At 72.5% G+C, this 13,647-nt stretch carries 12 protein-coding genes and 1 pseudogene; 6 read left to right on the forward strand and 7 right to left on the reverse strand.

Annotated features, from left to right (window positions below):
* A pseudogene (locus tag ABZ281_RS14845) lies at nucleotides 1-307 on the forward strand (polysaccharide pyruvyl transferase family protein); the annotation flags it as partial.
* 104 nt (nucleotides 308-411) lie between these two features.
* Complete coding sequence (locus tag ABZ281_RS14850; RefSeq protein WP_356655527.1) at nucleotides 412-732, forward strand: hypothetical protein; 321 nt, start codon at nucleotides 412-414, stop codon at nucleotides 730-732.
* Between the two features lie 11 nt (nucleotides 733-743).
* Here the strand turns inward: ABZ281_RS14850 and ABZ281_RS14855 are convergent, their stop codons facing one another.
* On the reverse strand, nucleotides 744-1,328 hold the full coding sequence (locus ABZ281_RS14855) for an HAD family hydrolase (RefSeq protein WP_356655529.1): 585 nt from the start codon (nucleotides 1,326-1,328) through the stop codon (nucleotides 744-746).
* Nucleotides 1,325-2,341, reverse strand: a complete 1,017-nt coding sequence (locus ABZ281_RS14860; protein WP_356655531.1) for a glycosyltransferase — start codon at nucleotides 2,339-2,341, stop codon at nucleotides 1,325-1,327. The genes ABZ281_RS14855 and ABZ281_RS14860 overlap by 4 nt, the downstream gene beginning before the upstream one ends.
* Nucleotides 2,342-2,507: 166 nt before the next feature.
* On the opposite strand from ABZ281_RS14860, the gene ABZ281_RS14865 reads away from it, so the two are divergent.
* On the forward strand, nucleotides 2,508-3,275 hold the full coding sequence (locus ABZ281_RS14865; RefSeq protein WP_356655549.1) for a polysaccharide deacetylase family protein: 768 nt from the start codon (nucleotides 2,508-2,510) through the stop codon (nucleotides 3,273-3,275).
* Nucleotides 3,276-3,303: 28 nt separating this feature from the next.
* Entirely contained in the window at nucleotides 3,304-3,744 is a 441-nt protein-coding gene (locus tag ABZ281_RS14870) for an SRPBCC family protein (protein WP_356655533.1), read from the forward strand.
* A 4-nt stretch (nucleotides 3,745-3,748) separates the two neighbouring features.
* Here ABZ281_RS14870 and ABZ281_RS14875 read toward each other — a convergent pair whose 3' ends face one another.
* The 5 genes from ABZ281_RS14875 to ABZ281_RS14895 form a co-directional block, all read right to left on the reverse strand.
* The gene (locus ABZ281_RS14875; protein WP_356655535.1) at nucleotides 3,749-4,900 is read right to left on the reverse strand and encodes an XdhC/CoxI family protein; all 1,152 of its coding nucleotides are present in this window, start codon (nucleotides 4,898-4,900) and stop codon (nucleotides 3,749-3,751) included.
* Between the two features lie 45 nt (nucleotides 4,901-4,945).
* On the reverse strand, nucleotides 4,946-6,403 hold the full coding sequence (locus tag ABZ281_RS14880; RefSeq protein WP_356655537.1) for an NCS2 family permease: 1,458 nt from the start codon (nucleotides 6,401-6,403) through the stop codon (nucleotides 4,946-4,948).
* A gap of 110 nt (nucleotides 6,404-6,513) precedes the next feature.
* Complete coding sequence (locus ABZ281_RS14885; protein WP_356655539.1) at nucleotides 6,514-8,955, reverse strand: molybdopterin cofactor-binding domain-containing protein; 2,442 nt, start codon at nucleotides 8,953-8,955, stop codon at nucleotides 6,514-6,516.
* Between the two features lie 2 nt (nucleotides 8,956-8,957).
* On the reverse strand, nucleotides 8,958-9,539 hold the full coding sequence (locus ABZ281_RS14890) for a (2Fe-2S)-binding protein (RefSeq protein ID WP_356655541.1): 582 nt from the start codon (nucleotides 9,537-9,539) through the stop codon (nucleotides 8,958-8,960).
* Nucleotides 9,539-10,429 (reverse strand): xanthine dehydrogenase family protein subunit M, encoded by an 891-nt coding sequence (locus ABZ281_RS14895; RefSeq protein ID WP_356655543.1) that lies wholly within the window; start codon nucleotides 10,427-10,429, stop codon nucleotides 9,539-9,541. Before ABZ281_RS14895 ends, ABZ281_RS14890 begins: the two co-directional genes overlap by 1 nt.
* Nucleotides 10,430-10,735: 306 nt before the next feature.
* Here ABZ281_RS14895 and ABZ281_RS14900 point away from each other — a divergent pair, with 306 nt between their 5' ends.
* Together ABZ281_RS14900 and ABZ281_RS14905 are read left to right on the forward strand one after the other, a co-directional pair.
* Complete coding sequence (locus tag ABZ281_RS14900; protein ID WP_356655545.1) at nucleotides 10,736-12,409, forward strand: PucR family transcriptional regulator ligand-binding domain-containing protein; 1,674 nt, start codon at nucleotides 10,736-10,738, stop codon at nucleotides 12,407-12,409.
* A 165-nt stretch (nucleotides 12,410-12,574) separates the two neighbouring features.
* The gene (locus tag ABZ281_RS14905) at nucleotides 12,575-13,342 is read left to right on the forward strand and encodes a hypothetical protein (RefSeq protein WP_356655547.1); all 768 of its coding nucleotides are present in this window, start codon (nucleotides 12,575-12,577) and stop codon (nucleotides 13,340-13,342) included.
* Nucleotides 13,343-13,647: the final 305 nt, after the last annotated feature.

The raw sequence follows: 13,647 nt of genomic DNA on the forward strand, positions 1-13,647 counted from the left end.
GCTGGACCTCGTCGTCACCGACCGGCTGCACGGGCTGGTGATCGCGCTGCGGGTCGGCACGCCGGTGCTGGCCGTCGACCCGGTGGCCGGCGGCGCCAAGCTGACCGCGCAGGCCCGTGCCTGCGGCTGGCCCGCGCTGGTGCCCGCCGAGCGGCTGGACGTGCGGCAGTTGGACCGCTGGTGGGACTGGTGCCTGACCGGCGGCCGGGTGACCGCGCGGCAGATCCGCGACGGGTTCCGCGAGGGCACCGTGCCGGACAGCGCGGACCGGCTCGTCGAGGCGCTGGCGCGGCCGGTGCCCGGTTAGCCCGGGGGTCCCACGGGGCACCCGCTTGTACGTCCCCCGCCGTGCTTCCCCCGCCGCACGTCCCCCTGAAGGAGAGACGGTCCGGCTGCCCGGAAGGAGAGAGCGTGTCCATCGGCCGACTTCCCGAGAACGAGCAGCGCATCCTCGACGAGATGGAACGCGCTCTGCGCCGCGACCGTCGTCTCGACCGCAAGCTGCGCACCCACCGAGTGAGCCGCCGCCCCGACCCCGCCCGCGCCCTGGCCCGTCTGGCCGCCTACCGTCCCCGTGTCTGGACCGTGGCGGTCCTGGTCGCGGTGTCGGCCGGGCTGATGGTGGCCGGGATCGTCACGTCCGAGCCGGGTGTGATCTGGGCGTTCGCCGCGATATGGCCCCTGACGATGTTCGCCGCGTTCCGGCTGATGTGCCGGTGGTGCGGAAGCTGAGAACCGCCCCTTCACTCCGGGTCGGCCGTGAACGCCTCCTGGATGGGGCGTTCGTCGGCGAGGACACGGCCCTTCGGCGGTCCGTCCAGCACCGCGCGGACGGCGGTGAGCAGGTCCGGGGCGACGTGGTCGGCCCGGGCGGCCTCCTCGGGGCGGGTGTGCCCGTTCGGGACGAGGACGCCGTGGGCGCCTGCCCGGCGCGCGGCCTGCGCACCGGCGGCGGTGGAGCCGATGACCACGAGTTCGGCGGGCCCGGTGCAGATCCGCCCGCCCGCCCAGAGCAGCATGCCGGGCTGGGGCCTGCGGCAGTGGCACCCCTCGTCGGGGCCGTGCGGGCAGACGGCGAACACGTCGAAGGGGCCGAGGAGTTCGTCCACGCGGTGATTGACGCGGCGGACGTCGGCGTCGGTGAGCAGTCCGCCCGCGACACCGGGCTGGTCGGTGACGACACCGGTGCGGATGCCGTGCCCGCGCAGCAGGTCGAGCGCCTCGCGGGCACCCTGGACGGGGTGTACGCGGTCGGGGTCGGCGTTGTTCGGGACGTCCTCGACGAGCGTGCCGTCGCGGTCGAACAGCACGGCCTTCACCGGGCTCACGGGGTGGCCTCCTCCTGCCAAGATGGGGTGTGACGGTGGCGCCAGGCACCCGCCAGCCGGTGCCAGGTCGCGGTGGGCGGGATGAGCACGCTGGTGGCGAGCACCGTCGCCACCTCGTGGCGGGTGCGCGGGCCGGGGACGATGCGGGCGCGGGCGAACTCAGCCGTACCGGCCGCCCAGCCGAGCGCGCAGGCCGTCGCGGCCCGGCCGTGCCCGGTGGCGGCCAGGGCGCAGGCGGCGACCCCGGCGGTCGTGATGGCCGCGTGGGTGCGGATCCGGCCGCGCGGCGCGACGGCCTTGTCCCACCAGTCGGGGCCGTGCAGATGCCGCATGAGAGCGTCGTCTGCGTTGCCGCGCTGCTGGCGCACGGACGCCCAGCGGGAGGCTGAGCGCACGGGGTGGCGGGTGGTGCGGCGGCCCTGCCGGATACGCCAGCCCGAGTCGAGGACGCGCAGCGCGAGGTCGGCGTCCTCCCGGAAGGCGCGCTGGAAGCGTTCGTCGAAGCCGCCGACCCGCTTGAGGACCTCCGTGCGGTAGGCCATGTCGGCGGTGACCCAGTGGGCCCGGACGAGCCCCGCGGTGCCGCGTTCCCAGTCGGTGGGGCGGCGTTCGCCCGGCAGCGGCACGGCGAGGACGCCCTGGACACCGGCGGTGTCGTGGGAGGCCTCGGCGAGGTCCTCGGCCAGTTTCTCGCACCAGCGGGCGCCCACCTGGACGTCGTCGTCGAGGAACACGGTCCACGGCGTGTGCACGGCGCGCAGCCCGGTATTGCGGGCGGCGGCGGGCCCACGACCGCCGCCGCCCAGCACGGTGGTCCGCTCCCGCAGGTCGCCGAGGACGCTCAACGGGTGCTGCAGCGGGCCGGGTTCGCGCTCGGTCCGGTCGTCGACGAGAACGATCTCCTCGGGGTGCGGTCCGGTCGCGGCGGCGAGCGCGGCGAGACAGTCGGCGAGGGTGTCCGAGGCGAGGGTGTCCGAGGCGAGGGTGGGAATCACGACGGCGTACGAGGTCATCCGGGCGGCCCTCCCTCCGACGGCATGCGCGAGCCACCGTGCTGGCGAGTGCCGCGGTACGGCTCCCCCAAACACCGGGCCAGACCGTCAGGGAACGCCTCGATGACTATAAACCGCGCGTATACACGCGATATATAGTCCGGGCATGCCTTCTCAGACCAAGAAGATGAAGAAAACGGGGACCGCGTTCCGAACGGCCGGGACGCTCGCGGCGACCGCCGCCCTCACCCTGGCCCTGAGCGGCTGCTCGGGGGCCGACACCACGGCCCCCAGCACCGTCCGGGCCCGACCGGCCCCGGACCTCCGAACGGCCCGTTTCGGCACCGTCGACTGCCGCGAGGTCAAGTGCATCGCACTCACCTTCGACGCCGGACCGAGCGAGCACTCCCCGCGGCTGCTGGACATCCTGAGGGAGAAGCAGGTCCCGGCGACCTTCTTCCTCCTCGGCAAGCGGCACATCGAGAAGTACCCGGAGCTGGTGCGGCGCATGGCCGACGAGGGCCACGAGGTGGCCAGCCACACCTGGGGTCACAAGATCCTGACCCGGCTGAGACCGGAGGAGATACGCGAGGAGCTGGAACGCCCCAACCAGGAGATAGAGCGCCTCACCGGACGGCGCCCGACCCTGATGCGCCCGCCGCAGGGCCGCACCGACGAGACCGTGCACGCCATCTGCCGCGAGCTGGGCCTCTCCGAGGTCCTGTGGAGCGTGACGGCCAAGGATTACAAGACGACCGACTCCGACCTGATCACCCGCCGCGTCCTCGCCCAGTCCTCCCGGGACGGGATCATCCTCCTGCACGACCTCTACGACGGCACGGTGCCGGCCGTACCGGGGATCGTCGACGCGCTGAAGGAACGCGGGTACGTCTTCGTGACGGTGCCCCAGTTGCTGGCACCGGGCGAGGCCGAGCCGGGCGAGGTGTACCGGTAAGGCCCCCCGGGTTCCCTACGATCGGGGCGTGGCGAACATCCTGCTCGAACGCACGGCTCCACTCCCCCTCGACGAGGCGTGGCGGCGGATCACGCGATGGCCGCGGCACGGTGAGGCGGTGCCGTTGACGGTGGTCCGGGTGGTGACGCCCGGGCCGACGCGTGAGGGCACGCTCGTCGTGGCCCGTTCGGGCGCCGGGCCGCTGGTCTTCGACGACCCGATGGAGGTCACGGTGTGGCAGCCGCCGGAGGACGGGGCCGCGGGGCTGTGCCGGCTCGAGAAGCGGGGCCGTGTGGTGCTGGGGTGGGCCGAACTGGAGGTGCGACCGGGGCCGGGGGGCCGTACGCGGGTGATCTGGCGGGAGGAGATCCGGATCCGGTTCCTGCCGTCGCTCTTCGACGGCGTGGTGCGGCGCTCGTCGCGGCACGTGTTCGGCCGGGCCCTGAACCGCCTGCTCAGACAGCCCTGACGGCTCAGGCGACCGAGCCGATCCGCCCGACCGCCTTCGACTCCGGCTCGTGGTGGATCGGTGTGTGCGCCCCGGTCAGCGAGACCCCGCTGCCGCCCCGCTTCCCGGCGACGATCTCCGACGCGATCGACAGGGCCGTCTCCTCGGGCGTACGAGCCCCGAGGTCCAGGCCGATCGGCGAGTGCAGCCGGCTCAACTCCGTTTCGGTGACGCCGACTTCACGCAGGCGGGTGGTGCGGTCCAGGTGGGTGCGCCGGGAGCCCATGGCACCGACGTACGCCACCGGCAGGCGCAGCGCCAGCTTCAGCAGGGGCACGTCGAACTTGGCGTCGTGGGTGAGGACGCACAGGACCGTACGGGTGTCGACGTCCGTGCGCTCCAGGTAGCGGTGGGGCCAGTCGACGACGATCTCGTCGGCGTCCGGGAAGCGCGTCCGGGTCGCGAAGACGGGGCGCGCGTCGCACACAGTGACGTGGTAGCCGAGGAACTTGCCCATGCGGACCAGGGCGGAGGCGAAGTCGATCGCCCCGAAGACGATCATGCGGGCTGCGGGGACCGAGGACTCGACCAGGACCGTGAGAGGCGCTCCGCAGAGCGAGCCCTGCTCGCCGATCTCCAGGGTTCCGGTGCGGCCGGCGTCCAGGAAGGCGCCGGCCTCGGCGGCGACCGTGCGGTCCAGCTCCGGATGGGCGCCGAAGCCGCCGTCGCGGGAACCGTCGGGGCGGACCACGAGGGCCCGGCCCGTCAGTTCGCGTGGGCCCGACACGATCCGCGCCAGCGCCGCCGCCTCCCCTAGTGCGGCGGCGGTGAGCGCGGCCCTGGCCACCGGGCGGACCGGATCGGCGGCCCGTACCGGGGTGACCAGGATGTCGATGACGCCGCCGCAGGTCAGGCCCACGGCGAAGGCGTCGTCGTCGCTGTATCCGAAGCGCTGCAGGGCGGTTTCGCCGTCCCGCAGCGCCTGCTCGCACAGCTCGTAGACCGCGCCCTCCACGCAGCCGCCGGAGACCGAGCCGATCGCTGTGCCCTCGGCGTCCACCGCGAGCGCGGCGCCGGGCCCGCGGGGCGCGCTGCCACCGACGGCCACCACGGTGGCGACGGCGAAGTCACGGCCCTGCTCGACCCACCGGTTCAGCTCCTCGGCGATGTCCAGCATCTGTGTCGGTCTCCTTAGGCTGCGAAAGGCTTACGGCTCGGGGCGTCAATGGACGCCCAGCCAGCTCTCGATCGGGTTGAGGGTGAAGTAGACGAGGAACACCGCCGTGAGGATCCACATGAAGGTGCCGATCTCGCGCCACTTGCCCTGGGCGGTCTTGATGGCGACGTAGGAGATGACGCCCGCGGCCACACCGGTGGTGATGGTGTACGTGAACGGCATCAGCACGACCGTGAGGAACACCGGGACGGCGGTGGCCCGGTCGGCCCAGTCCACGTGCCGGGCGTTCATCAGCATCATGGCGCCGATGACGACGAGGGCGGCGGACGCGACCTCCTGCGGCACGATCGCCGTGAGCGGGGTGAAGAACAGGCAGGCCGCGAAGAACAGGCCCGTGACCACGGAGGCCAGGCCGGTGCGGGCGCCCTCGCCGACACCCGTCGCCGACTCGATGAACACCGTCTGGCCGGAGCCGCCGGACACGCCTCCGATCGCGCCGCCGGCCCCGTCGATGAACAGCGCCTTGGACAGGCCCGGCATGCGGCCCTTGGCGTCGGCGAGCTCGGCCTCGGTGCCGACGCCGATGATGGTGGCCATCGCGTCGAAGAACCCGGCGAGCACCAGCGTGAAGACGATCATCCCGACGGTCATCGCGCCGACCTCGCCCCAGCCGCCGAACTGCACGTCCCCGAAGAGCGAGAAGTCGGGCATGGACACCGCGCTGCCGTGCAGTTCGGGTGCGCCGCCCGACCACTGCCCGGGGTTGACGACACCGGCGGCGTTCAGGACCGCCGCGACGACCGTGCCGCTGCCGATGCCGATGAGGATGGCGCCGGGGATGTTGCGGGCCTGGAGCATGAAGATCAGGAGCAGGGTCCCCGCGAACAGCAGCACGGGCCAGCCCGCCAGTTCGCCCGACGGGCCGAGCGCGAGGGGCGTGGCCTTGCCCTGGTGCACGAAGCCCGACTTGTAGAAACCGATGAGGGCGATGAACAGGCCGATGCCCATCGTGATGCCGTGCTTGAGCGCGAGCGGGATCGCGTTCATGATCATCTCGCGCAGGCCGGTGACGACCAGCAGCATGATGATCACGCCGTACATCACGCACATGCCCATCGCCTGCGGCCAGGTCATCTCGGGCGCGACCTGGGAGGCGAGGACTCCGGAGACCGAGAGGCCGGCGGCGAGGGCGAGCGGCACCTTGCCGACGAAGCCCATCAGCAGGGTGGTGAAGGCCGCCGCGAACGCGGTGGCGGTGATCAGGGCCGGCTGGGCCAGCGTGGCGCCGGCCGCGTCCTTGCCGGACAGGATCAGGGGGTTGAGCAGGAGGATGTACGCCATCGCCATGAAGGTCGTGATGCCGCCGCGCACTTCACGGGCGACCGTGGACCGTCTGTGGGATATGTGGAAGTACCGGTCGAGCCAGGACCGTCCGGCCGGGACGCGGGTGTCTTCACCCGCGTCGTCGGCTGTGGCCCTCGGCTCCAGTGATTGCTGGGTCATGGGTGCCGTCTCCCAAGTTTCAAAGGGGGTTGGGATGTTCACGACCCGGGGGACGGCCCGAGACGAACAAAAGGCCCTGGGGGGCGAAGCCCCCAGGGGGACGTGACTGCTCAGCCCTCGGAGAGCTGGGTGCCCGTCAGGTGCTCGGGCCTCACCGGGGTCCGGTTCAGCTCGAGCCCGGTCGCGTTCCGGATCGCCGCGAGGACGGCCGGGGTCGACGACAGGGTGGGTGCCTCGCCGATACCGCGCAGCCCGTACGGGGCGTGCTCGTCGGCGAGTTCGAGGACGTCGACCGGGATGGTCGGCGTGTCGAGGATGGTCGGGATCAGGTAGTCGGTGAAGGAGGGGTTCTTGACCTTCGCCGTCTTCGGGTCGACGACGATCTCCTCCATGACCGCCACGCCCAGGCCCTGTGTGGTGCCGCCCTGGATCTGGCCGAGCACCGACAGCGGGTTGAGCGCCTTGCCGACGTCCTGGGCGCAGGCCAGCTCGATGACCTTGACCAGGCCGAGCTCGGTGTCGACCTCGACGACGGCCCGGTGCGCGGCGAAGGAGTACTGCACGTGCCCGTTGCCCTGGCCGGTGCGCAGGTCGAAGGGCTCGGTCGGCCGGTGCCGCCACTCCGCCTCGACCTCCACGGTCTCGCCCTCCAGCACGTCGGCCAGGTCGCCGAGGACCTCGCCGCCGTCGGTGACGACCTTGCCGCCCTCCAGGAGCAGTTCGGCCGTCGCCCAGGCCGAGTGGTAGGAACCGAACTTGCGGCGCCCGATCTCCAGGACCTTCTCGCGGACCAGCTCGCAGGAGTTCTTCACCGCGCCGCCGGTGACGTACGTCTGCCGCGAGGCCGACGTCGAACCGGCGCTGCCCACCTGGGTGTCGGCCGGGTGGATGGTCACCTGCGTGACACCCAGCTCGGTGCGGGCGATCTGCGCGTGGACGGTGACGCCGCCCTGGCCGACCTCCGCCATGGCGGTGTGCACGGTGGCGACGGGCTCGCCGGCGACGACCTCCACGCGGACCCTGGCGGTGGAGTAGTCGTCGAACCCCTCGGAGAAGCCGACGTTCTTGATGCCGACCGCATAGCCGACCCCGCGTACGACGCCCTCGCCGTGCGTGGTGTTGGACAGGCCGCCCGGCAACTGCCGTACGTCGGCGCCCTCGCTGGACTCCCACTGGCGCTCCGGCGGCATCGGCATCGCCTTGACGCGGCGCAGCAGTTCGGCGACGGGGGCCGGGGAGTCGACGGGCTGGCCGGTCGGCAGGAGCGTGCCCTGCTCCATGGCGTTGAGCCGGCGGAACTCCACCGGGTCCATGCCGAGCTTCGCGGCGAGCTTGTCCATCTGCGCCTCGTAGGCGAAGCACGCCTGGACCGCGCCGAAGCCGCGCATCGCGCCGCAGGGCGGGTTGTTGGTGTAGAGGGCGATGGCCTCGATGTCCACGTCCTCGACCACGTACGGGCCGACGGACAGGGAGGAGGCGTTGCCGACGACGGCCGGGGAGGCGGAGGCGTAGGCGCCGCCGTCCAGAACGATCCGGCACTTCAGGTGGGTGAGCTTGCCGTCCTTGGTGGCCCCGTGCTCGTAGTACAGCTTCGCGGGGTGGCGGTGGACGTGGCCGAAGAACGACTCGAACCGGTTGTAGACGATCTTGACGGGCTTGCCGGTGCGCAGGGCCAGCAGGCAGGCGTGGATCTGCATCGACAGGTCCTCGCGGCCGCCGAACGCGCCGCCGACGCCGGAGAGCGTCATCCGCACCTTGTCCTCGGGCAGGCCGAGCACGGGCGCGATCTGGCGCAGGTCGCTGTGCAGCCACTGGGTGGCGATGTAGAGGTGGACGCCGCCGTCCTCCTCCGGCACGGCGAGGCCGGACTCGGGGCCGAGGAAGGCCTGGTCCTGCATGCCGAAGGTGTACTCGCCCGTGACGATCACGTCGGCCCGCTCGCGGGCGGCCGCCACGTCACCGCGGACGATCGGCTGGCGGTGCACGATGTTGGGGTGCGGGACGTGGCCGGCGATGGGGATACCCCCTGGACCGGAGCTCGTCGGAGGCCCTTGGGGGAGGTCGTCGCGGTTCTCGTGGACGAGGAGCGCGTCCGGGGCGGTCGCGGAGGCCTCGTCGGTGATGACGGGCAGTTCGCGGTAGTCGACCTTGATCTTCGCGGCGGCCCGGCGCGCGGTCTCCGGGTGGTCGGCGGCGACCAGGGCGACCGGCTCGCCGTGGTGGCGGACCTTGCCGTGGGCGAGGACCGGGGTGTCCTGGATCTCCAGCCCGTAGTTCTTCACGTCGGTGGGCAGGTCGTCGTACGTCAGCACGGCGTAGACACCCGGCATGGCCAGGGCCTCGCTCGTGTCGAGGGACACGATCTCGGCGTGCGCGACGGTCGAGCGGAGGATCTGCCCCCACAGCATGTCCTCGTGCCACATGTCGGACGAGTACGCGAACTCGCCCGTGACCTTGAGGGTGCCGTCGGGGCGGAGCGTGGACTCGCCGATGCCGCCCTTGGTCTGGGAGCCCTGGGTGATCTTCGTGGGGGTTCCACTGGGGGAAGCCATGATCAGACCGCCTCTGACTGCCGGGCGGCCGCGAGGCGGACCGCGTCCATGATCTTCTCGTAGCCGGTGCAGCGGCACAGGTTGCCCGACAGCGCCTCGCGGATGTCCGCGTCGCTCGGCGTCGGGTTGCGCTCCAGCATCTCGTCGGCCGCGACCAGCAGGCCGGGTGTGCAGAAGCCGCACTGGACGGCGCCGGCGTCGATGAACGCCTGCTGGACCGTCGACAGCTCGGTGCCCTCGCCGGTCTGCGAGTCGGTGCCCTTCACCCCCCACTGCCGGGCGTTCTGCAGGGACGTACCGCAGGCGCCGGAGGCGCAGCCGCCCTCGGCGCGCTGCTTGGCGAAGTCGGCGAGCCCCTCGACGGTGACGACCTCGCGGCCCTCCACCTGCCCGGCGGCGACCAGGCACGAGCAGACCGGCACACCGTCCAGACGGACCGTGCACGAGCCGCACTCGCCCTGCTCACAGGCGTTCTTCGAACCCGGCAGGCCGAGCCGCTCCCTCAGCACGTACAGCAGGGACTCGCCCTCCCACACGTCGTCGGCTTCCTGCGGACGGCCGTTGACCGTGAAGTTGACACGCATCACGCAGCTCCCTCGGTGAGGCGGCGGGTGCCGCGGTAGGACTCCCAGGTCCAGGTCAGCGTGCGGCGGGCCATGACGCCGACCGCGTGGCGGCGGTAGCTCGCGGTGCCCCGGACGTCGTCGATCGGGTTGCAGGCGGCGGAGCACAGGTCCGCGAACTGCTTGGCGACCGAAGGAGTGATGATCTGCCCGTTGTCCCAGAAGCCGCCCTCCTCCAGCGCGGCGTTCAGAAACTCCTCGGCGGCCTTGGCCCGAACGGGCGTCGGGGCGGCCGAGCCGATGCCCGTCCGCACGGTCCGCGTCCCGGGGTGCAGCGCCAGCCCGAAGGCGCACACGGCGATGACCATCGCGTTCCGGGTTCCCACCTTGGAGAACTGCTGCGGTCCGTCGGCCTTCTTCACGTGCACGGCGCGGATCAGCTCGTCGGCCGCCAGCGCGTTGCGCTTCACGCCCGTGTAGAACGCGTCGATCGGGATGCGGCGCGTGCCGCGCACCGACTCGACCTCCACCTCGGCGCCCGCGGCGAGCAGGGCGGGGTGGGCGTCACCGGCCGGGGAGGCGGTGCCGAGGTTGCCGCCGACGCCGCCGCGGTTGCGGATCTGCGGGGAGGCGACCGTGTGCGAGGCGAGGGCGAGACCCGGCAGTTCGGCGCGCAGGTTCTCCATGATCTTCGTGTACGGCACGGAGGCACCCAGCCGCACGCTCTCCTCGCCGACCTCCCATTCGGAGAGGTCGCCGATGCGGTTCAGGTCCAAGAGGTACTCGGGCCGGCGGTGGTCGAAGTTGATCTCGACCATCACGTCGGTGCCACCCGCAATCGGCACAGCTGTGGGGTGCTCGGCTTTCGCGGCGAGCGCCTCCTCCCAGCTGGCGGGGCGAAGGAAGTCCATGACCGGCTCTCTTCTTCGTCTTCTCGTGGGGCGTTCAGATTGAGCCAATCCGTGTGCGGCGGTCCCGGCTCGTTCATGTGCTGTTGACGCGTAGTGGCCTCAGTACACAGCGCACTGCGCCGAGCGAGTCAGTCACGGAAACCATGAAGGAGTTGGCTGGCCAGAACAGGCATCTTGTAGATTCGTATGAACGGAGGTCCTCAGAAACCTCCTCGTTCTCCTGTGGAAACGCGCGACACGGTCGCGTGACCTGGGACACAGCCCGGGCAGGGTTTGATTTCGAGACAAAGAACGGCGGCGACGAGAATGCGGCTGCGCGCACTGCTGGACACCGACGCGCTGGGCCTCAAGCTGCTCGGCGGCGAGGACGAGCTGGACCGCACCGTGCGGGGTGTGATGACCACCGACCTGCGCGACCCCAGCCGCTACCTCGCCGGTGGCGAACTGGTGCTCACGGGCCTGGCCTGGCGCCGGGACGCCGACGACTCGGAGCCGTTCGTCCGGATCCTGGTGCAGGCGGGCGTGACGGCCCTGGCCGCGGGCGAGGCCGAGCTCGGGGACGTCCCCGAGGACCTGGTCGTGGCCTGCGCCCGGCATCGTCTTCCGCTCTTCGCGGTGCACGAGTCGGTGGCGTTCGCGACCATCACCGAGCACGTCGTACGGCAGGTGTCCGGCGAGCGCGCCGGCGATCTCGCGGCGGTCGTCGACCGCCACCGCCGGATGATGACCTCGGGTCCGGCGGGCGGCGGTCCGGACGTGGTCCTGGACCTGCTGGGCACGGACCTGGACCTGCGGGCCTGGGTCCTCTCCCCCACCGGCCGCCCGATCGCCGGCTCGACGGCTGCGGGGCCCGCCCTGCCGGCCGAGGCGTGCGCCCGGCTCGCCGGGGAGCACCTGGCCGCCACCCGCACGGGCCGCCGCGGCCCCCACCGCGTCGTCCTGGGCGCCACGACCTATTCCCTGTTCCCGGTGCGCTCCACGGGCCGCTCCCCGCAGCCGGCCCGGGACGTCCGCGAAACCGTCCTGTCGGACTGGCTGCTGGCCGTGGAGGCGGACGCCGGGGACTGGCCAGAGGAACGCCTGGACCTGCTCTACGGCGTCACCCAGCTGATCGCGGTCGAGCGGGACCGCCGCGACGCGGCCCGCACGGTCCGCCGCCGCCTGGCCCAGGAGGTCCTGGAGCTGGTGCAGACGGGTGCTGCCCCCGCCGAGATCGCCGCCCGGCTGCGCGTGGCCGCGCCGGTGCTGCTGCCCGGCCTGGGAGCCGCGCCGCACTGGCAGGTGGTGGTGGCCCGCGTCGACTGGGAGGGCGAGGAGATCGAGGGCGGTCCGGTGGCGCAGGCCCTGCTGGAGGAGGTCCTCGTCGACCCCGCGGTCGCCGGGCCGGAGCACTCCGACCGCATCGCCGTGGCCCACGCGGGCGGCGAGGCCATCGCCCTGGTGCCCCTCCCGGCCGTCTCCGCCGAGCACGACGGCTCGGAGAGGGGCATCCTCGCGGACGCGCTCCTGGCATCGGTACGGGAGCCCCTCACGGCGGGCCTGAACGACGACGGCCGCCTCACCCTCGGCGTCAGCGCGGCCGTCCACTCGGCGGAGGGCCTGCGGGGCGCGCTGGAGGAGGCCCGGCACGCCCGGCGCGTCGCCGCGGCCCGCCCTGGCCGGGTCTGCGCGGCGGGCCACCAGGAACTGGCCTCGCACGTCCTGCTGCTGCCCTTCGTCCCGGACGACGTCCGCCGGGCCTTCACGGCCCGCCTCCTGGACCCCCTGCGCGACTACGACCGCCGCCACCGCGCCGAGCTGATCCCCACCCTGGAGGCCTTCCTCGACTGCGACGGTTCCTGGACCCGCTGCGCCACCCGTCTGCACCTGCACGTCAACACGCTGCGCTACCGGGTCGGACGGATCGAGCAGTTGACAAGTCGTGATCTGTCGCGGCTCGAGGACAAGCTGGATTTCTTCCTGGCACTGCGCATGAGCTGATACGCGGGGTGTCCCGGCGGCAAACCCGGAGCACCCCCGAGTCCCACGACTTTGTGAAATCCTTCACCCACCCCCTTGGCCCGGCCCGCCGATTCGTGCTGAGATGCCGCCACCACTCAACAGCTCGATGGCGTGCTCGGGGAGGGCAACGTGGCGCATACCGCCATGTCTGGTAACGGAACGACCGCCGGTGACGATCCCCTCCAGACCGCGGTATGGCGGCTGCGCTCCCGCGGGTGCTGGGCCGACGCGGCCGCCCTGCTGCTGCCGACCACACCGGCGGCGGCGCTCCAACGCGCGTCGTTGCTGGTGGAACGGTGTCTGTACACCGAGCAGGGCTGGGAGGAGGCCGAGGACGCGCTGCGCACGGCCGAGGCGATGGCCCACAGCGACGACGAACGCGGCGCGGCCGCTTGTGAACGCGGGTACTTGGCCTACGCGGCGACGCTGCTCGCGGTGCGGGACCGGGCCGACGAGGCGCGGGCCGCGCTCGGTCGGGCAGCGGCGCTGGTCCCTCCGGGGGCTCCGGCGCGGGCACAGCTGGACTTCCGTCGCGTGCGGCTGGCGGAGAACCTGACGAGCGCGCCTCAGGCCGCGCGGGCCGCGTACCGCCGGGCCCACGCGGGCGCGACGGCGCACTCCGACCCGCTGCTGCTGTCCTTCACATGGCGTCATCTCGCGGGACTCGCCCTGCGGGAAGGGGAGTTGGCGGAGGCGCGGCACGGTTTCGCGGAGTCGCTGCGGATCCGGGAGGAGCTGGGCTATCTCGTCGGCACGGCCCCTGCGCTGGTGTCCCTGGCCGACACGGAGACGGAGCCGGAGGCGTCCCGGCTGCGGGAGGAGGCCCGGCGGTTGTTCCGGCTGCTGGGGGGCGTACCGACGTGGCTGTCCCGCCAGTTGGCTCCGCCGGTTCCGCCGGCTGCGACGGCTTGAGGGAGGTGCGGGGTACTCGGCGTGGGTGCTGAGGCCGGGTGGGTGCCCGACCCGGCGTAGCGGGGTGCTCGGCGTCGCTGCCGGCGCCGAGTGGGTCCGCAGCCCTGCGTAGCGGGGTGCCGCTCTTCTTGGGACGGGTGCCGCCGCTGGGTCGTGTCCGCAGAGTCCCGCCGTTCGCCCGGAGGGCGGGCTCCGCGGCGTCCGCGCTCTCGGCGTGCGGGGCGCGGGGGTACCCCCTGCTCGAGCGGAGTCGAGAGCTCGGGGGAGCGTGCCAGGCGTCGCGGGGCAGGCGGGACTTCGCGGAC

Origin of the sequence: Streptomyces sp. NPDC006265 (assembly GCF_040613555.1) — a bacterium.
In the GTDB taxonomy this organism is placed as follows: domain Bacteria; phylum Actinomycetota; class Actinomycetes; order Streptomycetales; family Streptomycetaceae; genus Streptomyces.